Origin of the sequence: Rhodovastum atsumiense (genome assembly GCF_937425535.1) — a bacterium.
GTDB lineage: Bacteria > Pseudomonadota > Alphaproteobacteria > Acetobacterales > Acetobacteraceae > Rhodovastum > Rhodovastum atsumiense.
The window spans coordinates 5,176,431-5,200,759 of sequence record NZ_OW485601.1 but is presented as its reverse complement, the minus strand read 5'-3'; the positions used below and the strand labels follow the sequence as shown (position 1 = coordinate 5,200,759).

24 protein-coding genes are annotated in these 24,329 nt (G+C 71.0%); 8 read left to right on the top strand and 16 right to left on the bottom strand.

From position 1 onward, the window contains the following. The first annotated feature begins 21 nt into the window (after nt 1–21). Complete coding sequence (locus tag NBY65_RS23410) at nt 22–2,094, top strand: OPT family oligopeptide transporter (protein ID WP_150044287.1); 2,073 nt, start codon at nt 22–24, stop codon at nt 2,092–2,094. Nucleotides 2,095–2,270: 176 nt separating this feature from the next. On the opposite strand, the gene NBY65_RS23405 is transcribed toward NBY65_RS23410, so the two are convergent. Further along, the gene (locus tag NBY65_RS23405) at nt 2,271–3,203 is read right to left on the bottom strand and encodes a glycosyltransferase family 2 protein (protein WP_162530821.1); all 933 of its coding nucleotides are present in this window, start codon (nt 3,201–3,203) and stop codon (nt 2,271–2,273) included. A gap of 143 nt (nt 3,204–3,346) precedes the next feature. Here NBY65_RS23405 and NBY65_RS23400 point away from each other — a divergent pair, with 143 nt between their 5' ends. Further along, nucleotides 3,347–4,279: a glycosyltransferase family 2 protein gene (locus tag NBY65_RS23400; RefSeq protein ID WP_162530820.1), complete on the top strand. Its 933-nt coding sequence runs from the start codon at nt 3,347–3,349 to the stop codon at nt 4,277–4,279. 9 nt (nt 4,280–4,288) lie between these two features. Here NBY65_RS23400 and NBY65_RS23395 read toward each other — a convergent pair whose 3' ends face one another. From NBY65_RS23395 to NBY65_RS23380, 4 genes are all read right to left on the bottom strand, one after another. After that, nucleotides 4,289–5,863, bottom strand: a complete 1,575-nt coding sequence (locus tag NBY65_RS23395; RefSeq protein WP_150044281.1) for a gamma-glutamyltransferase family protein — start codon at nt 5,861–5,863, stop codon at nt 4,289–4,291. Nucleotides 5,864–5,895: 32 nt separating this feature from the next. Next, nucleotides 5,896–7,485, bottom strand: a complete 1,590-nt coding sequence (locus NBY65_RS23390; RefSeq protein WP_150044279.1) for a gamma-glutamyltransferase family protein — start codon at nt 7,483–7,485, stop codon at nt 5,896–5,898. Between the two features lie 223 nt (nt 7,486–7,708). After that, on the bottom strand, nt 7,709–8,599 hold the full coding sequence (locus NBY65_RS23385; RefSeq protein WP_150044277.1) for a BadF/BadG/BcrA/BcrD ATPase family protein: 891 nt from the start codon (nt 8,597–8,599) through the stop codon (nt 7,709–7,711). Further along, nucleotides 8,596–9,255: an N-acetylmannosamine-6-phosphate 2-epimerase gene (locus tag NBY65_RS23380; RefSeq protein WP_150044276.1), complete on the bottom strand. Its 660-nt coding sequence runs from the start codon at nt 9,253–9,255 to the stop codon at nt 8,596–8,598. The genes NBY65_RS23385 and NBY65_RS23380 overlap by 4 nt, the downstream gene beginning before the upstream one ends. Before the next feature lie 383 nt (nt 9,256–9,638). On the opposite strand from NBY65_RS23380, the gene NBY65_RS23375 reads away from it, so the two are divergent. From NBY65_RS23375 to NBY65_RS34140, 3 genes are all read left to right on the top strand, one after another. After that, a complete protein-coding gene (locus NBY65_RS23375) occupies nt 9,639–10,727 on the top strand; it encodes a ParM/StbA family protein (RefSeq protein WP_150044274.1) in 1,089 nt (362 codons plus the stop codon). A gap of 128 nt (nt 10,728–10,855) precedes the next feature. Then, nucleotides 10,856–12,328, top strand: coding sequence for a glucose-6-phosphate dehydrogenase (gene zwf, locus NBY65_RS23370; RefSeq protein ID WP_150044272.1), 1,473 nt, complete (start codon nt 10,856–10,858; stop codon nt 12,326–12,328). A 299-nt stretch (nt 12,329–12,627) separates the two neighbouring features. Further along, entirely contained in the window at nt 12,628–12,894 is a 267-nt protein-coding gene (locus NBY65_RS34140; protein ID WP_150044270.1) for a hypothetical protein, read from the top strand. A 74-nt stretch (nt 12,895–12,968) separates the two neighbouring features. Here NBY65_RS34140 and NBY65_RS23365 read toward each other — a convergent pair whose 3' ends face one another. Genes NBY65_RS23365 through NBY65_RS23345 form a run of 5 tightly spaced genes read right to left on the bottom strand, consistent with a single transcriptional unit; the run spans nt 12,969 to nt 18,949 of the window. After that, entirely contained in the window at nt 12,969–13,958 is a 990-nt protein-coding gene (locus NBY65_RS23365) for a zinc-dependent alcohol dehydrogenase family protein (RefSeq protein WP_150044268.1), read from the bottom strand. A gap of 40 nt (nt 13,959–13,998) precedes the next feature. After that, the gene (locus NBY65_RS23360) at nt 13,999–15,099 is read right to left on the bottom strand and encodes an ABC transporter permease (protein ID WP_150044266.1); all 1,101 of its coding nucleotides are present in this window, start codon (nt 15,097–15,099) and stop codon (nt 13,999–14,001) included. A 17-nt stretch (nt 15,100–15,116) separates the two neighbouring features. Continuing rightward, nucleotides 15,117–16,253, bottom strand: coding sequence for an ABC transporter permease (locus tag NBY65_RS23355; RefSeq protein ID WP_150044264.1), 1,137 nt, complete (start codon nt 16,251–16,253; stop codon nt 15,117–15,119). Continuing rightward, the gene (locus NBY65_RS23350) at nt 16,253–17,962 is read right to left on the bottom strand and encodes an ATP-binding cassette domain-containing protein (protein ID WP_203330688.1); all 1,710 of its coding nucleotides are present in this window, start codon (nt 17,960–17,962) and stop codon (nt 16,253–16,255) included. The genes NBY65_RS23355 and NBY65_RS23350 overlap by 1 nt, the downstream gene beginning before the upstream one ends. A 6-nt stretch (nt 17,963–17,968) precedes the next feature. Next, on the bottom strand, nt 17,969–18,949 hold the full coding sequence (locus tag NBY65_RS23345; protein ID WP_162530819.1) for an efflux RND transporter periplasmic adaptor subunit: 981 nt from the start codon (nt 18,947–18,949) through the stop codon (nt 17,969–17,971). 237 nt (nt 18,950–19,186) lie between these two features. Between NBY65_RS23345 and NBY65_RS23340 the strand changes: the two genes are divergently transcribed. Next, the gene (locus NBY65_RS23340) at nt 19,187–19,579 is read left to right on the top strand and encodes a hypothetical protein (RefSeq protein ID WP_203330687.1); all 393 of its coding nucleotides are present in this window, start codon (nt 19,187–19,189) and stop codon (nt 19,577–19,579) included. Continuing rightward, nucleotides 19,566–19,805: a hypothetical protein gene (locus tag NBY65_RS23335; protein WP_203330686.1), complete on the top strand. Its 240-nt coding sequence runs from the start codon at nt 19,566–19,568 to the stop codon at nt 19,803–19,805. Before NBY65_RS23340 ends, NBY65_RS23335 begins: the two co-directional genes overlap by 14 nt. A 150-nt stretch (nt 19,806–19,955) precedes the next feature. Here the strand turns inward: NBY65_RS23335 and NBY65_RS23330 are convergent, their stop codons facing one another. From NBY65_RS23330 to NBY65_RS23320, 3 genes are all read right to left on the bottom strand, one after another. Next, nucleotides 19,956–20,159: a cold-shock protein gene (locus tag NBY65_RS23330; RefSeq protein ID WP_150044260.1), complete on the bottom strand. Its 204-nt coding sequence runs from the start codon at nt 20,157–20,159 to the stop codon at nt 19,956–19,958. Between the two features lie 269 nt (nt 20,160–20,428). After that, nucleotides 20,429–20,740: a hypothetical protein gene (locus NBY65_RS23325; protein WP_150044258.1), complete on the bottom strand. Its 312-nt coding sequence runs from the start codon at nt 20,738–20,740 to the stop codon at nt 20,429–20,431. Next, the gene (locus NBY65_RS23320) at nt 20,737–21,273 is read right to left on the bottom strand and encodes a YaiI/YqxD family protein (protein ID WP_150044257.1); all 537 of its coding nucleotides are present in this window, start codon (nt 21,271–21,273) and stop codon (nt 20,737–20,739) included. Before NBY65_RS23320 ends, NBY65_RS23325 begins: the two co-directional genes overlap by 4 nt. 328 nt (nt 21,274–21,601) lie before the next feature. On the opposite strand from NBY65_RS23320, the gene NBY65_RS34135 reads away from it, so the two are divergent. Further along, nucleotides 21,602–21,808, top strand: coding sequence for an AbrB/MazE/SpoVT family DNA-binding domain-containing protein (locus tag NBY65_RS34135; protein WP_150044255.1), 207 nt, complete (start codon nt 21,602–21,604; stop codon nt 21,806–21,808). Here NBY65_RS34135 and NBY65_RS23315 read toward each other — a convergent pair. Genes NBY65_RS23315 through NBY65_RS23305 form a run of 3 tightly spaced genes read right to left on the bottom strand, consistent with a single transcriptional unit; the run spans nt 21,708 to nt 24,315 of the window. After that, a complete protein-coding gene (locus NBY65_RS23315) occupies nt 21,708–22,046 on the bottom strand; it encodes an MFS transporter (RefSeq protein WP_203330685.1) in 339 nt (112 codons plus the stop codon). The genes NBY65_RS34135 and NBY65_RS23315 overlap by 101 nt on opposite strands. Beyond that, complete coding sequence (locus tag NBY65_RS23310) at nt 22,043–23,266, bottom strand: MFS transporter (protein WP_150044253.1); 1,224 nt, start codon at nt 23,264–23,266, stop codon at nt 22,043–22,045. Before NBY65_RS23310 ends, NBY65_RS23315 begins: the two co-directional genes overlap by 4 nt. Then, on the bottom strand, nt 23,263–24,315 hold the full coding sequence (locus NBY65_RS23305) for a zinc-binding alcohol dehydrogenase family protein (protein WP_150044299.1): 1,053 nt from the start codon (nt 24,313–24,315) through the stop codon (nt 23,263–23,265). Before NBY65_RS23305 ends, NBY65_RS23310 begins: the two co-directional genes overlap by 4 nt. Nucleotides 24,316–24,329 lie beyond the last annotated feature (14 nt).

Sequence of the window (24,329 nt, the reverse complement as noted above, 5' to 3'; positions counted from 1 at the left end):
GGCTCCTGGCCGGTCCGCCGGATGACACCCCTGACAGGCGCACCGGCCGCGGCGCGGCTGCGGATCGCCGACGAGGTCTCCTTGCCGGAGCTGACACTGCGCGGCCTGCTGCTCGGCGCGCTGATCACGGTGCTGTTCACCGCCTCCAACGTCTATCTCGGCCTCAAGGTCGGGCTGACCTTCTCCTCCTCGATCCCCGCCGCGGTGATCTCGATGGCGGTGCTGCGCCTGGCCGGGGGCGCCAACATCCTCGAAAACAACATGGTGCAGACACAGGCCTCGGCCGCGGGCACGCTGTCCTCGATCATCTTCATCCTGCCCGGCCTGGTCATGACCGGGCACTGGGTCGGGTTCCCGTTCTGGCAGACCGCCAGCGTCTGCGCCATCGGCGGCATCCTCGGCGTGCTCTATTCGATTCCGCTGCGCCGTGCCCTGGTGGTGCAGAGCCCGCTCGCCTATCCCGAGGGCGTGGCGGCGGCGGAGATCCTGCGCGTGGGCAGCGCGTCCCCCACCCCGGACCCGGCGGCCGCGCCCGGTCCCCCCGCGCCGGGCCTGGCCGACATCGTCGCCGGCGGCGTGACCGGCGCCGCCTTCAGCCTGATCGCCAGCGGCTTCAAACTATTCGGGGAAGGCCTCACCTGGTGGTTCGCCGCCGGTGGCGCGGTGTTCCGCCTCGGCACCGGCTTCTCGCTCGCCCTCGTCGGCGCCGGCTATCTGGTCGGCATCGTTGCCGGGCTGGCGATGCTGCTCGGGGTGGTGCTGGCCTGGGGTGTCGCCGTGCCGGTGCTCACCGCCACCACGCCGATGCCGCCCGAGGCGACGCTCGCCGGCTTCGCCACCCGGCTCTGGAGCACCCAGGTCCGCTTCATCGGCGCCGGCGTGATCGGCATCGGCGCGGTCTGGACCCTGCTGGTGCTGCTGCGGCCGGTGGCCGAGGGCATGCGCGCCTCGTTCGCCGCCCTGCGCACCTCCCGCAGTTCCGGCGCCGATGCCATTCCCCGCACCGAGCGCGACATGCCGATCCATCTGGTCGGCGGCCTCAGCCTGCTGCTGATCGCGCCGATGGCGCTGATCTTCCACCGCTTCCTAGCAGCCAGCGGACCGGCGCTGCCCGCCGGCCTGCACGCGAGCCTGGTCGCCGGGGCGGTGCTGTTCGCCTTCGCCTTCGGCTTCCTGATCGCCGCGGCCTGCGGCTACATGGCCGGGCTGGTGGGATCCTCGGCGAGCCCGATCTCCGGCATCGGCATCGTCGCGGTGACGCTGGTCTCCCTGTTGCTGCTGGTGCTGCCCGGCAGCGGCGAGCTGCTGGCAAGCCAGGAGGGCAGCGGGCTCGCAATCGCACTGGCGCTGTTCACCACCTCGGTGATCGTCGCGGTGGCATCGATCTCCAACGACAACCTGCAGGATCTCAAGACCGGCTGGCTGGTGGGGGCGACCCCGTGGCGCCAGCAGGTCGCGCTCATGGTGGGGTGCGTCGCGGGGGCCCTGGTGATCCCGCCGATCCTCGACCTGCTCTACGGCGCCTACGGCTTCGCCGGGACGCTGCCGCGGGCGGGCATGGATCCGGCCCAGGCCCTCGCCGCGCCGCAGGCGACCCTGATGTCGGCGATCGCGGTCGGCATCTTCACCCACCGCATCGACTGGTCGATGATCCTGCTTGGCATCGGCATCGGCCTGGTGGTGATCGGGCTGGATGCGCTGCTGGCGCGGCGGGGCGGCCTCGCCCGCCTGCCGGTGCTCGCGGTCGGGATCGGCATCTACCTGCCGCCCACCATCAGCGTGACCATCGTCATCGGCGCGGTGCTCGGCTGGCTGATCGCGCGGGCACTGCAGCGCCGGGCAGCCGCCGCCGGCACCGATGCCGCGCCGGCCCTGGAGCACGCACAGCGTCGCGGCGTGCTGCTGGCCTCGGGGCTGATCGTGGGCGAAAGCCTGGTGGGCGTGCTGCTGGCCGCCATCATCGGGGCGAGCGGCAACCAGACCCCGCTCGCCCTGGTCGGCCCGGGCTTCGAGCCGGCGGCCGGGTGGTTGGGACTCGCCGGCTTCCTGCTGGTCTGCGCCGCCTTCGCCGGGCGCGTGCTCGCCACCAGATAAGGCTGTTCGCGGGGCTTCGCCCCGCACCCGACCAGGGCTTCGCCCTGGACCGACCAAGGGCTTCGCCCTTGGATCCCATTGTTTTCCGTGCCGCGCAGCGCTCCTGGGATCCAAGGGCCTTGTGGCCCTTGGTGGGTCAAGGGCAAAGCCCTTGCCTTGCCTAACGCTTATGAGCCTCAGCCGCGCCCCGGCAGCGCCGCCAGGACCTCCCGTCGCAGCCGCGCTAGCAGCGTGCCGCGATGCGCCATATCGTGTTGGTCCAGATAGCTGCGTGCCGCCGTCGACAGCACCCGCCGTTCCGCCCGTCCGCCCAGCCGCATGGCCGCCGGCCAAGCGCGCAGCGTCTGCCATCCGACGCCGTTGCGCACCCCTCGCAGCAGGTAGCCGCAGAAGCGCGGCAGCAGCGCCAACTGCGACGCCCCCCATTTCCGCTCGATGTAGAGCCGGTTGCGCACGAAGTGGAACCAGCGCGTGCCCGACCACGCGAAGCGCTGCTCGCCGCTGACCTTGTGGCGGACGACGATGTCGCCGCGGTAGCGCACCCGCCAGCCATGCTCGATCGCGCGCAGGCAGAAATCGAACTCTTCCCAGCAGAAGAACAGGGCGTCGTCATAGCCGCCGGCTTCTTCCCAGGAACGGCGCCGGATGGCATGGCCCGCCCCCACGAAGGTCGCCGCTTCGAATGTCTCCGCCGCGCGCGGCAGCAGTGACCGTGGATAGCCCCAGGACAGCAGGTCGTCCGCCCCGTCGGCGAACCGCACGATGCGGAAGCCGACAGCGGCCAGCCCCGGATCGGCATCCAGCGCGGCCACCGCCCGGGCCAGGGTGTGCACCTCGTCGAACTCGGCATCGTTGTCGAGCGCCACCACGACCCGGCCATGCCCGAGCCCGGTCCCCCGGTTGCGCCCCCCCGCCACGCCATGGTTGCGGTCGAGCTGCACCAGCGTCGCATCCGACCGCCCCTCCACCGCAGCGGCGAGCAGGGCGAGGTTCGCGGGGCGCGAACCCTGGTCCACCACGATGACGTGGCGCGTGACGCCGATCTGCGCGAGCGCCGATGTGATCGCCGCAACCGTGTCCTGGGCGCGGTCGAGTGCCAGAATGACCACGTCCGCATCATAGGCCCCCGCCGGCGCCGCTGCGGCACCGGCGATATGCCGGGGTGTTGTCCGATCGCTATTTGTCATGCTTCGGCGCAACGCAGGCCCGGGCTTGTCGTTGCATCCGGACGCAAATGAGGGAGCGACCTTTCTTGCACATCCGCGTTGTCATGCCTGCCTTCAATGTCGCCCCCTGGATCGGCGCGGCACTGACCTCCCTGCAGGAGCAGACCCACCCCGACTGGAGCGCGGTCATCGTCGACGACGGCTCGACCGATGGTACCGAGGCCGTGGTGGCGCAGCACCAGGACCCACGGATCCGCCTGATCCGCCAGGCCAATGCCGGTGTCTCCGCGGCCCGCAACCGCGGCCTCGAGGAAGCGGGGGGCGATGCCGTCCTTTTCCTCGATGCCGACGACTGGCTCGCCCGCGACGCCATGGCCCGGCTCGCCGCCGCGCTCGGCCCGGCGGTCGCCGCGTACGGCCCGTTCTGCTTCGTTTCGGAATCGGGTGCATTGCGCCAGCGCAAGCGCGGCCCATTCCCGCAGGGCGATATCCTGGAACGGCTGCTCGAGCAGAACCTGTTCGCCAATGGCGGACACATGCTGATCCGCCGCAGCGCCGTTGACGCCGCCGGCCGCTTCCGCACCGACATCACCTACGGGGAGGACTGGGAGTTCTGGATCCGCGTGGCGCTGCATGGGTCCTTCGTCGTCACCCCCGGCCGGGCGCCGCTGCTGTTCGTGCGCCAGCGCGCCAGCGGCGCTTATCTGCGGTTGGCTCATGATCCCACCTCATTCCGTTCGTGCCTCGATGCCGCCTTCGACCATCCCGCCCTGATCGCCCGCCTGGGCCGCGACCGCCTGGCCGCGCTGCGTGCGCGCACCGAGGCGGAGAATGCCTGGATCATCGGTCGCGAACTGATCCGTCACGGCGACCACCGCGCCGGATGCCACTGGCTGCGCCAGGCCCTGCGCGCCAAGCCGCAGGCGAAGCGGGCAGTGCTGGCCGGGGCGGCGCATATGCTCGGCCTGCTGCCCGAGGCCCTGCAGGGCCCGTTCCGTCCGTATCCGCGGGCACAATAGCGGCCGGCCTCAGATGCCGGCGGCATAGCCGTCGCGGCGGGGGTCGGCCGCACCGGTGATCACCCCCGTCACGGCATCGATGGCGACCGCCTGGACAGCGCCGGTTGCCTCGCTCCAGGCACCGGATGCAGTGACGTCGTGGCCGCGTGCCCGCAACGCCTCCAGCACCGCCGGCGCGATCCGGTCCTCGGCCGTCACCCGCCGCCCGTCCCACAGCCGCGCCCGGGGGGCCTCGATCGCCTGCTGCAGTGGCTCCGCGAAATCGACGATGCGGACCAGCGCCTGCGCCAGCACCTGGCTGATGCCCCATCCCCCCGGACTGCCGAGCGCAAGCCAGGGCCGGCGGTTGCGCGTCGCGAGCACGGGGGCGATCGGCGTGGCGATCCGGCGCCCACCCGCCGGCCGCGCCCCGGTGGGCGGGGGAATCCGTCGCCCCCAGGACAGGGCGTTGTTCAGGCACAGGCCCAGCTCCGGCACCACCACCCCGCCACCGAAGGCCGATCCGAGCGTCTGCGTGATGCACACCAGGTTGCCCATCCGGTCGGCCACCGCCAGCGCCGTGGTGTGCGGCTGCGGCGCCTGCCATGGCTCGACCGCTCCTTCCACCGGCTCGCCATCGCGCGCGCGCAGGCGCAGCCGCTCCAGCGTGTCGTCCGCGAGCCATCGCTCCGGCTGGGCTTCTTCCGGCAGATCCTCCCCCGCCGCCCGTTCCATCGCCGCCAGCCGCATCGCCCGCCACACCGCGTCGAGATGCGCGACCCCGCCGCATTCCATGGCGGCGAGGTCGACATCATCGAGAATGCCCAGGGCGAGCAGCAACTCGCCCCCCCGGCCCGGCGGCGGCGGCACATGCAGCACAAGATCGCGGTAGCGCATCGAGACCGGCCGTTCCCACCGCGCCGACACGGCTTCCAGGTCAGCGAGCGACAGCACGCCGCCGAGCGCCTGCACCTGTGCGACCAGGGCCTGTCCCAGCCGTCCGCCATGCAGCGCACGCGGCCCCTCCGCCGCGATCGTCGTCAGCGTCGCCGCCAGGGCGGGCTGGCGCAGCACCGCCCCCGGCCGAGGCCTTCCGCCAGCGCCATAGATCCGGTCCCAGGCGGCGAAGCAGGGCGAGTCGCGCAGCTCCCGGGCGGCATGGGCCAGAGTGGCAGCGACGCACCCGACCACCGGGATCCCGTCCTCCGCCAGTTCGATCGCCGGCGCCAGCACCTGCGCCAGCGTGAGCGTGCCATGGGCGCTCAGCAGGTCGTACCAGCCGGCCAGGGCCCCCGGCGCCGCGACGGCCATCCCTCCGGACGGTGTGCCCCCCTCTCCTCCACCGGGAAACCGCGCCGGCACCACCGGGGTGAAGCCCAGCGTGCGCGCCCGGTGGTCGGCCGCCACCCAGCACGTCGCCATGCCGCCGCCGCCGAGCCCGGACAGGCCCGGCTCCACCACCCCGAGCGCCGCCGCGGTCGCCACCGCGGCGTCGAAGGCATTGCCGCCGCGGCCGAGAATCCGCACGCCCGCTGCGGCAGCCAGAGGATGCGCCGCTGCGACCATGCCCTGTCGCGAGGCGATGAGAGGCGCTTTCCCGTCCATGCCGGCTCCGCCCTCGGAAAATGCTTATGGAACTATGGAATGGCCACCAGTCCTTCGCGGCGGGGGTCGGCCCCGCCGGTCAGCACGCCGCTCGCCGGGTCGATCGCAATCCCCTGCATGCCCCCCAGCTTCGCGCTCCAGTCCGGCACGGCCTCGATGTCATGGCCACGCGCGCGCAGCACCTCCAGGGTCGCCGGAGGGATGCGCCGTTCCGCCTGCACCCGCCGCCCGTCCCACAGCCGCGCCCGCGGCGCCTCGATCGCGGCCTGCAGGTCCAGGCCGAAATCGACATGCTGCACCAGCACCTGTGTCTGGAACTGGCTGATGCCGTGGCTGCCGGGGGTGCCCAGCGCCAGCACCGGCCGTCCCTGACGCAGCGCCAGCACCGGCGCGAGCGGCAGCGTCAGCTCCGTCCCGGGCAGCAGCGGCTGGTCTCCCTGGGCGTCCAGATCGCTCCAGAAGAGAAAATTGCCGAGGCAGATGCCGGTGCCCGGCACCACCACGCCCGAGCCGGACAGCCCGCCGAGGCTTTGGGTGACGCAGACCACGTTGCCGTGGCGATCCGCCACCGCGAAGCTGGTGGTGTGGCCTTTCGCCGGATCCTCCGGCTGCGGCCAGCCGGGCCCGGTTGGCCCTTCGACCGGTGCTGCCTCGCGCAGCCGTGCGCGCAGCGGCGCCACCTGCGGTTCCGACAGCAGCCCGGCCAGCATCGTTGCATTCGGTCGGTTATGGGCAATGCGGACCCCCGCCGCGAGGCGGATCGCCCGCCACACCGCGTCCAGGTGTTCCACCCCGTCGCGCTCCATCCCGGCGAAGTCCACGCCATCGAGCAGGCGCAGCGTCAGCAGGAACTGGAATGCCTCGCAGGGCGGCGGCGGGGCGTGCAGATCCAGGCCGCGATACTCCACCGCGACCGGATCGAGCCAGTGCGGCCGCGCGGTCTCGAGATCCTGCCGGGTCAGGCTGCCGCCCAGCGCCTCGACATGCGCCACCACCCGTCGCCCGAGCTCGCCGCGATAGAGGTATTCCGGCCCTTCCAGTGCGATCGTCTCCAGGCTGCGCGCCAGGGCGGACTGGCGCATGATGAAGCCCGGTCCCGGCTCGCCACTGCCTTCGTCCAGATAGGCGGCGCACCAATCGGCGTAGCAGGGGAAATCCCGCAGCGCGGCGATCGCCTGCAACAGCGTGGCACCGGGATGGTCGATCACCAGGTGGCCGTCGCGCGCCAGCGCGATCGCCGGCGCGAACACCTCCATCAGCTTCTTCTGGCCATGCGTCTTCACCAGTTCGCACCAGCCGGCGAGGCAGCCGGGCACGCCACAGGCGAACCCGCCACGGCTGCTCTCCTCGCCGCGCCCGGTGGGGAAGCGGCCGGGAACGCGGGTGACGAAATCCAGCACCCGCACCCGCTGCTCCGCGGCGATGAAGCAGGTCGCCATGCCCATGCCGGCGAGGCCCGACATGAACGGCTCGACGACATTGAGTACGGCGGCGGTCGCCGCGGCGGCATCGAAGGCATTGCCACCGTTCGCGAGCAGCCGGGCGCCGGCCTGGGCGGCCAGCGGATGCGCCGCGGCCACCAGGCCATGCCGTGCGGAAATCAAGGGGCGCCTGCCGTCCATCGGACTTCGCCGGCCTCCGAATCCTGACCAGGCAACAAACCTGCTCCACCAGGATGGACATCGCAAGAAGTGCATCCCGTAAATCGAAAAGAACGATAAATTCTTATAAGATGATATGCAGAAATTATCTTTGGTGGATCACGACAATTGCGGGGAGCAATGCCAGGGTGAGCCCGGATCTTCTGGAAAAACCTACGGTCGAATGCAGTTCCGGAGACGCTGGTCAGCCCAGGGGGTCGAGCGCCAGCCGCGCCGCCGCCAGCGCGGCATCGGTCGGGCGCAGGGTGATCTCCAGCGCCGGCGCCGCCGCCCGCATCGCCTGCAGGATCAGCGGATGCAGCCCCGCCGCCCGTCCGGTCAGCACCACCGGCCGCCCCCCTTCCTGGCGCACCAGCGCCAGCGCCAGCCGCCCGAGTTCCGTGCCGGCATTGGCCAGGATCTCCCGCGCGGTCGCGTCCTCGCCCGCTGCCGCCGCGACCGCGCGCGCCAGCATCGCGACTTCCGTGCGCCCGCCGCCATAGACGCGGGTCCGCACGACATCCCAGGAATCCCCCCCCAGCGCCGCCGCCAGCGCCACCGCCAGCGGGCTGGTCCAGTCCGGCTCGGCGTCGCGACGGCGCCAGACCGCCCGCAGCGCCTCGCGGCCGATCCAGAAGGCCGAGCCGCCGTCATCGATCAGCATGCCCCGCCCACCGGTGCGCAGCACGCTGCGGTCCGCCCGCACGTGCACCCCGACCGACCCGGTGCCGGCATAGATCAGATGCCCCGCCCCTGGCGCGAAGGCCGCGTGATAGGCGATCCAGGTATCCTCGCGCACCCGCACGGCGGCCCCGGGCAGATCCAGCGCTGCCGCGATCGCCGCGCCGGCCACCGCCGCCTCGTCCGTGTCCGCGGCCAGGCCGGTGATGCCCGCCACCACCGCCCCGGGCCGGGCCAGGCCAGTCAGTGCCCCGGCCAGCGCCGAACAGGCCTGGCGCAGCCGCGCCCGCTCCGCCTCGTGGTAGAGATGCCCGGAGATCGCGGCCACCTCGCCCGCTGCCAGCACCGTCCCCGCCGCGTCGCAGAGCGTCCAGCGCGTCGCCGAGCCGCCGGCGTCCAGGCCGAGCCCGATCATCGCGGCGTGGCCGCCACGAAGCGTTGCGTGAGGCCGCGCGGATCAGTGATCGCGGTGCCCACGCACACCGCATGCGCCCCGATCGCGAAGGCCCGCGCGACCTGCGCCGGCGTCCGGTAGCGGCCCTCCGCCACGACTTTGGCGCGGCAATGTGCCACCAATGCCTCCAGCAGGTTGAAATCCGGCTCCTCCGGCACGGGCGCGTCGGTGTAGCCGGCGAGCGTGGTGGCAACCCAGGTGGCGCCGGCCCGCTCGGCGGCAAGGGCCTCCTCGAGCGTGCTGACATCGGCCAGCACTTCGTGGCCGAGTTCGCCGCGGATGCGGCGGATCAGCGTGGCGGCAGGTTCGCCACGGCGTGCCCGTGCGGTGGCATCGAGGGCGATGATGTCGGCCCCCGCCTCCGCCACCGCATAGGCGCTTTCGAAATCGGGCGTGATGGTGACGTGGAAGCCCTGGTCGAAGCGCATGAACAGGCCGATGATCGGCAGGGTGGTGGTGGCCCGGATGGCGGCCACGTCCATCGGCCCCGCGCAGCGGATCGCCTGGGCGCCGCCCTGCTGCGCCGCGCGCGCCATCGCCGCCATGAAGGTGGGTCCGTGCAGTGGATGGTCCGTCCGCGCCTGGCAGGACACGATCAATGCGCCGCGCGGAATCATGGCCCCTCCCGGCCGACCGGTCCGGCATGGGTCAAGGCCTCGGCCGGCCGGCATGAGGCACCTGGCACCTTCTCTGTCATGAAGCTGACATCCTCCAAGCCTGTTGCCGACGACACGAAGCGATCGCGCGCCCCCCTGCCGCCAGTCCTGGTGGTGGAGGCCGGCCATCGCTGCCAATGCCGCAACTTCATGCCGCACAGGCGGAAGTATCAACCTAAAATTAACCCATAAGTTGGGATGCGGCCTGTTGCTGCCCGGACATCGGGTGCAGCCTCTGCCTGACCGCGTTCTGTCACACAGCCGTTTTCCAAACCCTGTCGCTTTCGGCACGGAATTCGAGCGCCTATAACCCCTCGAAATCGTTCGGCTGCTGAGAGGTTGCGATGGCAAGGAAGACGGTTGTACAGCCCCGTATCGCGCCGCGCGTGCGGGCAACGGCCAGGGCCGAGCCGGCACCGGCGGACGCCGAGCCGGCGCCCGTCTATGTCGGGCTCGATATCGGCTATTCCAACCTCAAGCTGATCGCCGGCCCCGCCGACGGCGACCCGACCGCCACCGTCCTGCCCGCCGGCGCAGGGCCCCGGACGGCGATGCCCGAGCGCATCGGCTACAGCGCCGGCAGCAGCGCCGGCGAGGGGCTGGTGGTCGCGCTGGACGAGGAGACCTGGGTGGCCGGTGTCGAGCCGGGCCGCCTGCAGAACTGGGAACGCGCCCTTCACCCCGATTACGTCGCCACCTCCGGCTTCCGCGCCCTGGCCCATGCCGCCCTGCTGGTCGCCGGCACGCCCCGGGTCGAGCGCCTGGTGACCGGCCTGCCGGTGACGCAATGGCTCGACAGCGCCCGCCGCGAGGCGCTGCACGCCCTGCTGCTCGGCCACCACGCGGTGGCCCGGGACCAGGACGTGGAAGTCGACACGGTCGAGGTGCTGCCCCAGCCGGCCGGCGCCTATATCGACATGCTTGCCGATGCCGAACAGCGCGCCATGGCCGCGCAGTCGCGCGTGCTGGTGGTCGATGCCGGGTTCTTCTCGGTCGACTGGGTGCTGTTCGACGAAGGCGAGATCCGCGCCACCAATTCCGGCACCTCGACCGCCGCCATGAGCGTCCTGCTGGAAGGCGCGGCGGCGCTGATCCAGCAGGAACGTGGCGGGCGGATCGAGCGGGAATTGCTGGAACGCGCGCTCCGCCTCGGCGCCAGCTCGGTGCAGTTGTTCGGCGAACCGGTGCAGCTTGCGCCCTATCTTGCCTCGGCCGCCTCCCAGACCACCGGCGTCGCCATGATGGCGCTGCGCCAGACGCTACGCGGCGAACGGCGCGAGGTGGACGTGGTGCTGCTGGCCGGCGGCGGCGCCGAGACCTATGCCGATGCCGCCCGCGACGCCTTCCCGCGCGCCCGCGTGGTGGTCCCGCCCGAGCCGGTGCTGGCCAATGTCCGCGGCTTCTGGGCCCACGCCAGCCGCCACGCGAGTTGATCTCCGGGGCCGGCCGGCCGTCTTCGCTTGCATGCCATGGGGGCCGCGGGACAGCATCGGCAGTCAGGTCGGACCGCGCGCGGCCCGGCCTGACTGCTTGTGCCCCTTTGTCAGGATTGCCCCGCCGTATGACTGCCCGCATCATTCCCGTCGAGCCGTTCGACCTCGTCGTCTTCGGCGCCACCGGCGACCTTGCCCGCCGCAAGCTGCTGCCCGCGCTCTATCACCGCGACCTTGCCGGCCAGCTTTCCGACGCAACCCGCATCATCGGCGTCTCCCGCCGCCGCCTCTCCGACGAGGATTTCCGCTGCCTCGCCAGCGACGCCATCACCGGCCATGGCGACGAGCCGGATGCCGCCAACCTCGCCCGCTTCCTCCGCCGTCTCTGCTACGTCGCGGCGGATGCCGGTGCCGATGATGGCTGGCCCGCGCTGGCAGCCCGGCTCGCCGAGCAGCCCGAGCACATCCGGGTGTTCTACCTGGCCACCGCCCCCGAGCTGTTCGGCCCGATCTGCGACCGGCTCGGACAGGCCGGGCTCGCCGGCGGCACCGGCCGGGTCGTGGTGGAAAAACCCATCGGCAAGAGCCTCGCTTCCGCCCGGGCGGTGAACGAGGCGGTGGGGCGCCATTTCTCCGAGGATCGCATCTACCGCATCGACCATTATCTCGGAAAGGAAACCGTCCAGAACCTGATGGCGCTGCGCTTCGCCAACGCGCTGTTCGAACCGCTCTGGCGCGCCGCCCAGATCGACCACGTGCAGATCACCGTGGCCGAGACACTCGGCGTCGAGGGGCGCGCCGGCTACTACGACACCGCCGGCGCCCTGCGCGACATGGTGCAGAACCACATGCTGCAGTTGCTCTGTCTGGTGGCGATGGAACCGCCGGCCTCGCTCTCGGCCGACGCGGTGCGCGACGAGAAACTGAAGGTGCTGAAATCACTGGTGCCGATCGGGGACGGCAACATCCACGAACGGACCGTGCGCGGGCAGTACCGGGCCGGCGCCTCCCGCGGCGGACCGGTGCCGGGCTACCTGGAGGAACTCGGCGACCCAACCAGCCGCACCGAAACCTTCGTGGCGCTGAAGGCGGAAATCGCCAACTGGCGCTGGGCCGGGGTGCCGTTCTACCTGCGCACCGGCAAACGCCTCCCGGCCCGCGTCTCCGAGATCGTGGCACAGTTCCGGCCGATCCCCTTCTCGGTGTTCGACGGCAGCGCCGGCCCGATCGAGGCGAACCGACTGGTGATCCGCCTGCAGCCCGACGAGGGCGTGAAACTCTGGCTGATGATCAAGGATCCGGGTCCGGGCGGCATGCGGCTGCGCCACGTCCCGCTCGACATGAGCTTCGCCAAGGCCTTCGGCCTGCGCAACCCGGACGCCTATGAACGGCTGCTGTTGGATGTCGTGCGCGGCAACCAGACGCTGTTCATGCGGCGCGACGAGGTGGAGACGGCGTGGAGCTGGATCGATCCGATCCTGCAATCATGGGCCGCCAACCCGGAACCACCACGGCCCTATACCTCCGGCACCTGGGGGCCTTCGGCCGCCATCGCCCTGGTCGAGCGCGATGGACGGAGCTGGTACGAACCCGTCGAATGACGTCTTCCCCTTGCGGCCGGGCACCTGCTGCCACGCCCGGCCGCGCCTTGTGACGTCACCGGAAACCGGCAGGGCGATGAAGTCCCGCGCTGACGATTTGGTACAATTTTCCGATTTCTGCTGATGAACCGCCGCTGGTCCGCATTTTGTGTTGTCGAAATTCAGCAATGACATGGATACTTTAAATAAAATAAAAATCGTGCGCATCCCGACATTCATGGAACAACACTGAGTTGCAATCCCTGGAATGACTTTATCTCCTGTTTACGGCAGATGAGGCAGACAAGGGGAGGGCAAGCATGTGGAGTGACTGGGAATCATTGAGCGGCCAGTTGACGTCTGATCCGGACGTATCGTCCTGGACATCGGACCACCTCGACGTCTTCGCCCGCGGTACCGACAATGCGCTCTGGCACAAAGCGTGGGACGGATCGCACTGGAGCGGATGGGAATCCCTCGGTGGCGTGTTGACCTCGGGCCCTGGCGCCGTCTCCTGGGGACCGGACCGGATTGACGACTTCGCCCGGGGTGGAGACAACGGGCTTTGGCACAAGGCGTGGAGCTGAAGCGCTCCGGCCCGTCCCGGCCGGGTGAAAGGTGACACCTTCTGCCCGGCCGGATCCGTTGCGCCGCCCGCGGATCAGCCGCCGGGCAGCAGCACGGCCGCCCCGGTCAGCGCCCCGTCACGCAACCGCGCCAGGGCCTCATTCGCCGCGGACAGCGGGAAACCGGTCGTCTGCGTGACCACCGGCACCCGCGCGGCAATGGCGAGGAAGTCCTCCCCGTCCCGCCGGGTCAGGTTGGCCACCGAGCGGATGCTGCGCTCCATCCACAGGATGGAATAAGGAAAGGCCGGGATGTCGCTCATATGGATGCCGCCGCAGACCACCACGCCCCCCGGCGCGGTGGCACGCAGCGCCGCCGGCACCAGCGCCCCCACCGGCGCGAAGATCAGCGCGGCATCGAGCGGCTCGGGCGGCGGCGCATCCGATCCGCCGGCCCAGACCGCGCCGAGCGCGCGGGCGAAGTCCTGCGCCTCCCGGTCGCCGGGACGGGTGAAGGCGAAGACCTCCCGCCCCTCCCAGCGCGCCACCTGCGCCGCGATATGCGCCGCCGCGCCGAAGCCGTAGATGCCGATGCGCCGGGCATCGCCGGCCATGCGCAAGGTGCGATGGCCGATCAGCCCCGCGCACATCAACGGCGCCGCCTCGACATCGGTGAAACAGTCGGGAATGGCGAAGCAATAACGGGCATCGGCCACGGCGTATTCCGCGTAGCCGCCATCGATCTGGTAGCCCGTGAACCGCGCCTGCGGGCAGAGATTCTCCCGCCCGCCGCGGCAATATTCGCACTTGCCGCAGGTCCAGCCGAGCCACGGCACGCCGACCCGGACGCCGCTGCCGAAACGCTCCACCCCCGGCCCCACCGCCGCCACCCGCCCGATGATCTCATGTCCCGGCACGATCGGCGTGGGAATGTCCGGTAACTCGCCGTCCACCACATGCAGATCGGTGCGGCACACCGCGCAGGCATGCACCCGCACCAGCACCTGGCCGGGTCCGGGCTCCGGGACCGGCCGTTCCTCCGGCACCAGCGCCTCGCAGACACGCGGCAACACCATCGCCTTCATCCGCGCCTCCTGCCTTCCCGCCGCCAGGGCCCGGCCCCGGTCAGCCCAGCGCCCGCCGCACGCTGACCGTCGCCACCCCCAGCAGCACCACCGCGATCAGCGCCATCGGCCAGATCGCCTGCACCGCCACCGCCGCCGGCATGTCCTGCAGGAACACCCCGCGGGCCACCACCAGCATCCAGCGGATCGGGTCGGCCCGGCTGAGCCATTCCACCACCACCGGCATGTTCTCAACCGGCGCGGCGAACCCCGACAGCACCACCGCCGGCGAAGCATAGATGAACACGCCCAGGATCGCCTGCTGCTGCGTGCGCGCCACCGAGGAAATGGCCAGCCCCACACCCACCCCGGCCAGCATGTAGACCAGCAGCGCCACTTCCAGCAGCAGCACGCTGCCGGTGAACGGCAGGCGGAACCACAGCAGCGCCGCGGCGATGACGATATGCGCCTCCACCAGCCCCACGATCGCCGCCGGCACCGCCTTGCCCAGCATGATCTCGACCGGGCGCAGCGGCGTCACCAGCAATTGCTCGAAGGTGCCGAGCTCGCGCTCGCGGGCCAGGGAAAGCGAACTGACCAGCATCGCCATCAGCAGCGACAGCACCGCGACCAGCCCGGGCAGGATGAACCACTGCGGATCGAGCGTCGGGTTGAACCAGTCCCGCACCTCCAGCGCGATCGGCAGTACCGGCACCGACTGGTGCTCCAGCGCGAAGCGCTGCACGATCGCGCCGGCATAGCCGTTGACCAGCAGCGCGGTGTTCGAGCGCCTGGCATCCAGCAGCAACTGGACCCGCGCCTCCCGCCCGCCCAGCACGCGCGCGGAGAAATCCTGCGGCACGTGCAGCACCGCCACGACATCCCGCGCGTCCAGATCCGCCCGCGCCGAAGCCGGATCCTGCGGCGCCGCCACCACCCGGAACGCCGGCGAGGCGGCGAAGCGCCGCACCAGTTCGGCGGCCTGCACGCCGGCATCCTCGTTCCAGACCGCCAGCGGCACCTTCTGCACCTCGAAGGTGGCGGCGTAGGAGAAGATCAGCACCTGCACCAGCGGCGGCCCCAGCAGTACCGCCCGCGTCTTCGGATCCTTCCAGAGTGACGCGAGTTCCTTCAGCACCAGCGCCAGCACGCGTCGCCACATCGCCCGCCTCCTTGCCCCTAATCCAGCCGCCGCCGCGTCACCGCCAGCGTGGCGGCAACGGCGATCAGGGCGGCGATGGCCAGCGCCGCCAGGTTCGGCAGGATCAGCGTCCAGACGGTGCCGGCCAGGAACAGCGTCTGCAGGATCGACACCAGGTAGCGCGCCGGAAACACATGCGTCAGCACCTGCAGCCAGCCGGGCATCGAGGCGATGTCGAACAGCATGCCGGAGAGCATCAGCGCCGGCAGCATGGTGGTGATGAAGGCCACCTGCGCCGCCACGAACTGGCTGCGCGCCAACGCCGAGATGAACAGGCCGAGCGACAGCGCGAACACCAGGAACAGCGCGGCGGCGAGCAGCAGCACCGCGAGGCTGCCGCGGAACGGCACGGCGAACACCAGGATCGCCATCAGCACCGACACCACCATGCCCAGCATGCCAAGGGCGAAATAGCAGGCCAGCCGCGCCGCGATCATCTCCGGCAGGCGTGCCGGCGAGGCCAGCATGCTCTCCATCGTGCCGCGCTCCCATTCGCGGGAGACGACCAGCGCGGTCAGCAGGGTGCCAACCATCGACATCACGAAGGCCACCATGCCCGGCACGATGAAATCGGCCGAGCGCAGCTCCGGATTGAACCAGTAACGGTGTTCCAGCGTCACCCCGCCGCGCGGCAGCAGGCGGCGTTCCTGCGCCCGCCCCACCATCCAGGTGGCGAGCGCCCCCTGCACATAGCCTTCCAGGATGCGGGCGGTATTGGGATCAGTGGCATTCACTGCGAGTTGCGCCGGGGCCGGCCAGCGCGACGGCCGGGCCAGCCGGGCCAGGAATTCCTCGCGCAGCACCAGCATGCCCCGCACCGTGCCGGCCACCAGCAGGCGCTCGGCCTCGGCGGCGCTGGTGGTCTGCACCGGCGCGAGATAAGGCGAGGCGGCGAGCGCCTGCAACACTTCGCGGCTGTCCTCGGCGGGCGCCTCGATCACCACGGCCAGCCGCATCTCGCGCGCATCCAGCGAGATGCCGTAGCCGTTCACCAGCAGCAGCACCACCGGTAGCAGGAAGGCGATCAGCAGCGAGGACGGGTCGCGCAGAACCTGCAGCACCTCCTTGCGCAGCAGACCGCGCAGGCGCAGCAGCGTGGCCGCCCGGCCGGCCATCACGCCGCCCCCACCAACTGGATGAAGGCGTCCTCCAGCGTCGGCTCGGGCAGGTCGGGCCGGCGCACCCGCCCCCTCAGCCCGGCCGGCGTGTCGGTCGCGATCAGCCGCCCGCCGCTGATGATCGCCAGCCGGTCGCAGTATTCCGCCTCGTCCATGAAATGGCTGGTCACCAGCACGGTGACGCCGGCCTGCGCCAGCGCCCCGATGCGCGCCCAGAACGCCCGCCGCGCCAGCGGATCGACGCCGGAGGTCGGCTCGTCGAGGAACAGGATGTCCGGCCGGTGCAGCAGCGCCGCGGCCAGGGCCAGCCGCTGCTTGACGCCGAGCGGCAGGCTGCCGGCCACGCTGCCGCGCTGCTCGGCCAGTTCGAACCGCTCCAGCGCCTCCGCGATCGCCTCCGCCCGCGCCCGTCCGGCGAGGCCGTAGACGCGGGCGAAGAAGGCAAGGTTCTCGGCCACCGTCAGCTCTCCGTACAGCGAGAAGCGCTGCGCCATGTAGCCGATGCGCGCCCGCGCCGCCGCCGGCGCCCGCAGCAGGTCCAGCCCGGCCACCCGCGCCGCCCCCCCGGACGGCCGCAGCAGGCCGCACAGCATGCGGAAGGTGGTGGACTTGCCCGCACCGTTCGGCCCGAGCAGCCCGAAGATCTCGCCGCGCGCCACCGCGAAGCTGACATGGTCGACCGCGGTGAAGGCGCCGAAGCGGCGCACCAGGTCGCGCACCTCGATCGCCGGGCCGGGCGCGGCCGCCGGGCGCGGCGGCTCCGGCGGCACCACCGGCGGCGCCGTGGCCAGCCGGTCGACGAAACCGTCCTCGAAGCGGGGCGGCACCGGTGTCAGCACCCCACCACCGAACGCAGCGGCGTCGGGCATGGCGCTGCCCGCCCGCAGCACCAGCCGCAGCGCATCGCCCTCCACCGCGACGTCCAGCACCGCCGGATGCGCCACCACCTGCCGCAGCACTGCCCGCCGCCCACCCGCCGGCACCGCGAGCCGCGCCACACGCCCGCGCAACGGCGCCAGGAACCCGGCGGGCGGCCCGGCGGCAAGCAGGCGGCCCTCGTGCAGCAGCAGCACGCGCCCGCACCGCTCGGCCTCGTCGAGATAGGCGGTGGCCCAGACCACCCCCATGCCGTCCGCCCGCCCCTCATCCAGCATCGCCGCCACCATCGCCCAGAGCTCGCGGCGGGAAGCGGGATCGACGCCGACCGAAGGCTCATCCAGCAGCAGCAGCCGCGGCCGCGCCAGCAGCGCGCAGGCCAGGCCGAGCTTCTGCTTCATCCCGCCGGAAAGCTTCCCGGCCAGCCGCGCGGTGAACGGCGCGAGGCCGGTGAAGCCCAGCAGGCGCGGAATCCGCTGCTGCCGCACCGCCGCGTCCAACGCGTGCAGGTCGGCGAACAGCGACAGGTTCTCGGCGACGGTCAGGTCCTCGTACAGGCCGAAACGCTGCGGCATGTAGCCGATCGAGGGATGCGCCGCCGCCGCCTCGGTCGCCATGTCATGGCCGAGAACTGTCACGCGCCCGGCGCTCGGCTTCAGCAGCCCCGCCAGCAGGCGCAGCAGCGTGGTCTTGCCCGCGCCGTCCGGGCCGACGATCCCGGTGATGACCCCCGCCTCGATGCCGGCGTCCAGCCCCTCCAGCGCCACCACCGGCGACGCCCCGCGCATCCCCGGAAAGACATGCCGCAGGCCCGCCATCCCGGCGAGCATGGCCGGCTACTCCCCGCCCAGGCTGATCGTCACCGGCATGCCCTGGCGCAGCCCGTCATCCGGCGCCGTGATGCGGATTCGCAGGCGATAGACCAGCTGCGTGCGCAATTCCGGCGTCTCCACCGTCTTCGGCGTGAACTCGGCGACCGGCGAGAGATAGCCGACACGCCCCGCATAGACGCGCCCGCCATCCGTGCGCACCTGCACCTCACGCCCCGGCGCGGCGCGGCCGAGCAGCGGCTCGGGCACGAAGGCGCGCACCCACACTTCGCCGGAAATCGCCATGGAGTAGACGGGGGCAGAGGGCAGCACCACCGTGCCCGGCTCGATCACCCGGGTCATCACCACCCCATCGGCCGGGGCCTTGAGCCGGGTGCGCGACAGCGCCTCGGCGGCCAGGGCAACGGCCGCCTCGGATTCGCGCAGCGTCGCCCGCGCCGCCTCGATCTCCCCCGCGCGCGGCCCGGCCACCGCCTCGGCCAGCACCGCCTTGGCATGGTCGAGCTGGGCCCGCCCCGCATCGAGCGCCATGCGCGCGTCGTCATAGGCCTGGCGCGAGGACACGTCGCGGCGCACCAATTCCTCCTGCCGGGCGAACACCGCTTCGGCATGCGCGAGATTGGCCTGGGCGGTCGCTACCGACGCGCGCGCCTGGTCGAGCTGCTCGATCCGCGTGCCGGCGAGCAACAGGCCGAGATTGGCCCGCGCCGCGTCGCGCCGCGCCACCGCGAGATCACGCAGGCTGCGATAGGTCTCGTCGTCCAGCTCAGCGACGACCTCGCCCAGACGCACCGCCTCGCCTTCGCGGCGCGCCATGCTGACGACGCGGCCCTCGGTGTTGAAGGCGAGGTCCACCTGCCGGATCTCGACATTGCCGAACAAGGTGCCGGGCGGCGGCGCCGAGCCGGCACGCTGCACCACAAGCCAGACCACGCCGGCCATCACCGCCAGCGCGACCAGGAGCACCGCGAGTCGTTTCGGTCTCACGCCGCCCTCCTTCGAAACGAAACCATGCATCCCGGGACACCGGAGCGGCTTTGACCTGCGTCAACCGCCGCGGCATGGGGCGCTGCCCCATACCCCGCCAGAGGCCCTGCCTCTGGACTCCGGCAGGGGCCAAGGCCCCTGCACCCCCGGCATCCCTCCTGGAAAGGCAGGAGAATTCCGCCCGGTGACGGGGGCGCCGCGACGTCTCCCGCGGCCTGGGGACAGGGAGCACGCGCCATGAGCGAGTACCAGTATTACGAATTCCTCGCCCTCGACCGTCCGCTCGATGACGCGGCCCGCCAGGAATTGCGGGCGTCGTCCAGCCGGGCGCGCATCACCGCCGCCAGCTTCACCAATTCCTATCAGTGGTTTCTCAGCAACGTCGAATATGTCGGGCTGAAGGTCGCGGACCGGAACCTCATCATCGACATTCACCTCAACGAGGTGGACCTGGACGAGGAGGACGACTTCGCGGCGTTCCTCAACCTCGTGCAGGCCGCGGCCGAACGCGCCGCCGACACGCCTCCCCCCGCCGATGAGGTCCGGACGATTATTTCCGCCCTCCCTGACCACGACAGGGTCGAGATGCTCATGCGCCTGTTCGAAGGCGACCCGCATGTGGCCATGTGACCTGCGGGCATGCACCGCGGCAATCTGTCTGGAGCGCGAGCGGGAAGAAGCCGAACGGGCGGCGGCCGGGCGCGAACGCCGCAACGCCGCAGGCTACACCAGGGCGGTCGCCGTACTGGCTGACCTGCGGACGCTCGCCGAGGAACGCGGCACCCTTGCGGATTTCCACCAGCGCCTTGCGGCAATTCGCGAGCAGGCATTCCTGGGGCGCATAGAAGGCCTCTAAGGCTTCCGCCGCCTCCGCCCGCGCCTGGAGGATTTGGCACCGCTGGTCGGACCAGGCTGCATAGCGCCGGCCCGCCTTGCCGGCGTCATTTCCGGCACACAGAGCCGTGACGGGAGCGCACCCCCGTCACGGTTCAAACGCGTAGCAGGCTCAGGCGAGCTTGAGGTTGGTGGCGGCGGCCTTGCCGCGCTCCATCATCACCTCGTAGCTGACCTTCTGCCCCTCATCGAGGCCGCGCAGGCCGGCAGCCTGGACGGCCGTGATGTGGACGAACACGTCCTTGCCGCCGTCCTGCGGCATGATGAAGCCGAAGCCCTTGGTGGTGTTGAACCACTTGACCGTTCCGATAGCCATCCGAGTCGCTCTCCGCTGCAGGCGCCGCACAACAGCGTGCGGCACGCCAACCGGACCTTGGTTGTCTTGGAGGCGCCCGACGGGTCGATGAATCGGAAGCGCAGCAAGCTTGGCCAAAAATCGATTGCGAGCGCAGGGTCACCAGAAAGCCAGGGCCGTGTCAAATCCTGCCGCAGCCACGTGTCCGTGACACCCGTCTGAGTCGAGCCTGTCCGGGCCGAATCGAGGGCGCGGCGCGGTCACCGACCGCGCCGCTACGACCCCGGGGCTCACGCCAGCTTCGCGAAGGTCATGCGGTCCTTGTTCTCCCGCATGAGCATCGCGAATCCGGGAATGGTGTCGAGACCGAGGCCCAGCGGCATCCCGCTTTCGGGATCGGGCTGGATTTTCGCGTAGCCCTGGCCGGAGATCTTTTCCCACTTCCCCGCCGGCTTCTTCACCTCGATGTTCACCACTGTCGCCTTCAGCACCATCCGCACGATCGCTTCCTTCGGCGACGAGGGCTTCGTCAGGCTCGGGCTGCCGGCGATCATCTGCCAGCCGTTCGCCAGCGCCCAGGCGGTCAGGTCGTCCTTGTTCATCCGATCTCCTTTCCGGAACGTACCGCTTCGTCCTCACCCGGCCACGGCACCCGGCGCGCCGGCCCGGCGCCGGCCGGTAGGCCGCGGAGGGCCGCGCGCACCAGCACGTCCAGCGCGCCCAGGAAGCGCGAGCGATCCGCCCGGGTGAGCGGTGCCGGGCCGCCGGTTGCCACGCCACTCTCGCGAAGGTGCCGCGCCAGATCCCGCCCGGCCAGTGCCTCGCCGATATTGTCCTCCGTCCAGAGATGGCCGTTCGGTGCCACCGCGCCTGCCCCGCGCCCCAGGCAGCGCGCCGCCAACGGAATATCGGCGGTCACGCACACGTCCTTCGCGGTGATGCGCTCGGCGATCCAGTCGTCGGCCGCATCGGCGCCGCTGTCCACCACGATCATGCGCACCCAGGGCAACCCCGGTGGCCGCAACGGGCGCGAGCCGTTCGACACCACGTGCACCACCAGTTCCAGGCGTCCGGAGACCCGATACACTTCGTCGCGCACCGGGCAGGCATCCGCATCGACATAAATCTCGGTCATGCCCCAGGCTCGCACGTCGCGGCCGAGGGTGCCATGCTCCCCCGGCACCACCATCGACCAAGCGGGGGAGGAATAGCGTGGGACGCGAAAAATTCCCTCGGCGAACCGCCTTGGAGGGCCCAAAACCCCCTACGGGTCCTTTGCTGCCGGTCGTTCCCTCCTGCTCGCCCGACGCCTCCGGGGGAGGAATCCGGTGGACACGACCACGCACCCCCCCCTCATCCCGCATGCTTTCCAAGCCGAGCGCCGATCGGCGGATCGACGCTGGCAAGGCGCATTGTGGGTGCGTAGTATTACCTAGCCTGACAAGGTATTACCGGAGGCTGCCATGCCCGCCACGGTCACCCGCAATGGCCAGGTCACCATCCCCAAACCCGCCCGGGACAAGCTCGGGATCGGGCCGGGCAGCGCTGTGGGCATGAGCACCGACGAGATCATGGCGCTGACGCGCGGCGATGGCTGGGCGACGGCACGCGCAGCGCCATCAGCATCCCGAAGCTGGGCGCCCAGGCCGACAGCAGACTGCACAGGCTGAAGACCAGCAGCGAGGCAGCCAGCACCTTGCGCCGGTCGAAGCACGACAGCCACAGCACCATGGCCGGCCCGCAGACCGCGACCACGCCCGCGACCAGCGCGAACAGCCAGCCGGCCTGGGCCACGCTGACGCCATGGCGCTGGACGCTGGCCGGCAGGATGCCGACCACACCAAACGCGATAGCATACAGGCCCAACACCCCCAGTGCTATGAAGAACAGCGCGCGCGTGCCGTTCATGGCTGCGCCCCGGTCCATCGATCGGGCGTCGCTGCACATGACCCGGCCACGCCCACCGGAGCGGGAAAGCCGTGCCGCCTGCTCGCCCACACCACCACCAGCGTCGCCGCCAGCAGCACCAGCAAGGCCGGTGCGAAGGCACCGACACCCAGCCGTTCGAGCAGCACGCCGCCGACGATGCCGCCACCGGCAATCGCCGTGTTCCAGGCGGTGACCAGCATGGACTGCGCGATATCCGCCGCCTCTCCTGCCGTCCTGGCCAGCGCCGTCTGGAACAGCGTCGCCGCACCGCCGAAGGCCAGGCCCCAGGCGGCCACCGCCGCATAGACCACGTCAGGCGCACCGCCTGCCACGCCGAGGCCCAGCACGGACAGGCCGAACACCACCGTGCTGGCCAGCGTCAGCGCACGCAGGTAGCGGTCGATCAGCACGCCGACGATCCAGATGCCCAGCAGCGACGTGACGCCGAACACCAGCAACACCAGGTCCGTCCGTTCGGCCATGCCTGCCGCCGCCAGGAACGGCGCGATGTAGGTATAGAGGATGTTGTGCGCCAGCACGAAGGCCAGCACCACGAACAGCACCGGGCGTACACCGGCCACGGTGAATACGTGTCCCAGCGACAGTCGCCTGCCCACCGCCTGCCCGGCGAAATCCGGCAGTTTGATGCGCACCCACACCATGAGCAGCAGCGACAGTCCGCTCATGATACCGAAGCACATCCGCCAGCCCGTGAGATTGCCGAGGAAGGTACCGGCCGGCACGCCGAGCGACAGCGCCAATGGCGTGCCCACCATCGCAATGGCGATGGCGCGGCCCTTCTGGTGCTCGGGCACCATGCGCGCGGCGTAGCCCGCCAGCAGCGCCCACAGCAACCCAGCCGACACACCCGCCAGGAAGCGCGCCACCATCGTCAGCACGTAGCTGCCGGACAACGTCGTGACGGTATTGCCAACGACGAAGCCCGCGATCGCCGCCAGCAGCAACGGGCAGCGACGTACGGCCTGCGTGGCAGCGGTCAGCGGAAGCGCCGCCACCAACGAACCGATGGCGTAGATCGTCACGGTCTGGCCGACCCAGGCTTCGGACACCGCCAGGTCCTGCGCCATCTGCGGCAGCAGTCCGGCGGGCAACGCTTCGGTCAGGATGGTGATGAAGGCCGCCATGGCGAGCACCAGCAGAGAGGCCAGGGGCAAACGGTCCGTGGCAGCAGCGCTCATCGTCCGGCATCCCGCGCAGATTGCGCCGTATCGTCCACGGAGCGGGCCACAACCACCTTGCCGGCGATGCCACCGCCTTCCACCAGCCGATGGGCTTCGATCAGGCGGGCTGCGTCCAGCGGATGCAGCACGCGACTGGCCGTCGAGCGCAGCACGCCCGCGTCCACCAGCGCCGCCACTTCGTCGAGGATGCGGTGCTGCGCGATCATGTCCGCTGTGCGGTAAAGCGGGCGCGTGAACACCATCTCCCAGTGCAAGGACACGCTCTTGGCCTTGAACGGCGCCGCGTTCAATGTGTCGTGGTCGTCGATGATGGCCAGGCGACCTTGCGGCGCGATCAGTTCCGTCAGTTCGTGCAGATGCCCGGCGGTATGCGACAGCGCCGCGACATGGGTGACGGGCGGCACGGGCAGCGCGCCGATCTGCACCGGCAGCGGCTGCCGGTGGTCGATGACATGGTGAGCGCCCAAGGCGAGGCACCAGTCACGGCTCTCCGTGCGCGAGGCGGTGGCGATCACGGTCAGGCCAGTCAGCCGGCGGGCAAGCTGGATCACCATGGAGCCGACTCCGCCGGCACCGCCCAGCACCAGCAGGCTGCCGGCATCGGCTGGCTTGCCGGGCGCCACACCCAGGCGATCGAACAGCAATTGCCAGGCCGTCAGCGAGGTCAGCGGCAGCGCCGCGGCATCGGCGAAGCTCAGGGTCCCGGGCTTGTGGCCGACGATGCGCTCGTCCACCAGATGGAACTGCGCATTGCTGCCGGTGCGATCGAAGGAGCCGGCGTAGTAGACCGCCTGTCCCGGCCGGAACAGCGTAACCGCTTCGCCGACGGCTTCGACGATCCCGGCGGCATCCCAGCCCAGCGAGCGGACGCCGCCGGGCACCGCGACCAGGCCGGCCCGGACCTTGGTGTCCAACGGATTGACCGAGATGGCGTGGACTTCGATTCGCAGGTCGTGCGGTCCCGGCTCGGGGCGTTCGGTTTCGATGTCGGTCAGGCAGTCGGGATCGGCCAGCGTGGAATGCCTGAGAAACGCGATGGCGGCCATGTGCGGAGGCGTCG

Excerpts from the sequence above, each read along its gene's own strand:
- NBY65_RS23330 (WP_150044260.1), bottom strand. The coding sequence starts at position 20,159 with ATGGCTATCGGAACGGTCAAGTGGTTCAACACCACCAAGGGCTTCGGC.
- NBY65_RS23335 (WP_203330686.1), top strand. The coding sequence starts at position 19,566 with ATGTGGCCATGTGACCTGCGGGCATGCACCGCGGCAATCTGTCTGGAG.
- NBY65_RS23375 (WP_150044274.1), top strand. The coding sequence starts at position 9,639 with ATGGCAAGGAAGACGGTTGTACAGCCCCGTATCGCGCCGCGCGTGCGG.
- NBY65_RS23365 (WP_150044268.1), bottom strand. The coding sequence starts at position 13,958 with ATGAAGGCGATGGTGTTGCCGCGTGTCTGCGAGGCGCTGGTGCCGGAG.
- NBY65_RS23315 (WP_203330685.1), bottom strand. The coding sequence starts at position 22,046 with ATGAACGGCACGCGCGCGCTGTTCTTCATAGCACTGGGGGTGTTGGGC.
- NBY65_RS23410 (WP_150044287.1), top strand. The coding sequence starts at position 22 with ATGACACCCCTGACAGGCGCACCGGCCGCGGCGCGGCTGCGGATCGCC.
- NBY65_RS34135 (WP_150044255.1), top strand. The coding sequence starts at position 21,602 with ATGCCCGCCACGGTCACCCGCAATGGCCAGGTCACCATCCCCAAACCC.
- NBY65_RS23340 (WP_203330687.1), top strand. The coding sequence starts at position 19,187 with ATGAGCGAGTACCAGTATTACGAATTCCTCGCCCTCGACCGTCCGCTC.
- NBY65_RS23380 (WP_150044276.1), bottom strand. The coding sequence starts at position 9,255 with ATGATTCCGCGCGGCGCATTGATCGTGTCCTGCCAGGCGCGGACGGAC.
- NBY65_RS23325 (WP_150044258.1), bottom strand. The coding sequence starts at position 20,740 with ATGAACAAGGACGACCTGACCGCCTGGGCGCTGGCGAACGGCTGGCAG.
- NBY65_RS23305 (WP_150044299.1), bottom strand. The coding sequence starts at position 24,315 with ATGGCCGCCATCGCGTTTCTCAGGCATTCCACGCTGGCCGATCCCGAC.
- NBY65_RS34140 (WP_150044270.1), top strand. The coding sequence starts at position 12,628 with ATGTGGAGTGACTGGGAATCATTGAGCGGCCAGTTGACGTCTGATCCG.
- NBY65_RS23385 (WP_150044277.1), bottom strand. The coding sequence starts at position 8,599 with ATGATCGGGCTCGGCCTGGACGCCGGCGGCTCGGCGACGCGCTGGACG.
- NBY65_RS23390 (WP_150044279.1), bottom strand. The coding sequence starts at position 7,485 with ATGGACGGCAGGCGCCCCTTGATTTCCGCACGGCATGGCCTGGTGGCC.
- NBY65_RS23355 (WP_150044264.1), bottom strand. The coding sequence starts at position 16,253 with ATGGCCGGCCGGGCGGCCACGCTGCTGCGCCTGCGCGGTCTGCTGCGC.
- NBY65_RS23350 (WP_203330688.1), bottom strand. The coding sequence starts at position 17,962 with ATGCTCGCCGGGATGGCGGGCCTGCGGCATGTCTTTCCGGGGATGCGC.
- NBY65_RS23395 (WP_150044281.1), bottom strand. The coding sequence starts at position 5,863 with ATGGACGGGAAAGCGCCTCTCATCGCCTCGCGACAGGGCATGGTCGCA.
- NBY65_RS23310 (WP_150044253.1), bottom strand. The coding sequence starts at position 23,266 with ATGAGCGCTGCTGCCACGGACCGTTTGCCCCTGGCCTCTCTGCTGGTG.
- NBY65_RS23360 (WP_150044266.1), bottom strand. The coding sequence starts at position 15,099 with ATGTGGCGACGCGTGCTGGCGCTGGTGCTGAAGGAACTCGCGTCACTC.
- zwf (WP_150044272.1), top strand. The coding sequence starts at position 10,856 with ATGACTGCCCGCATCATTCCCGTCGAGCCGTTCGACCTCGTCGTCTTC.
- NBY65_RS23320 (WP_150044257.1), bottom strand. The coding sequence starts at position 21,273 with ATGACCGAGATTTATGTCGATGCGGATGCCTGCCCGGTGCGCGACGAA.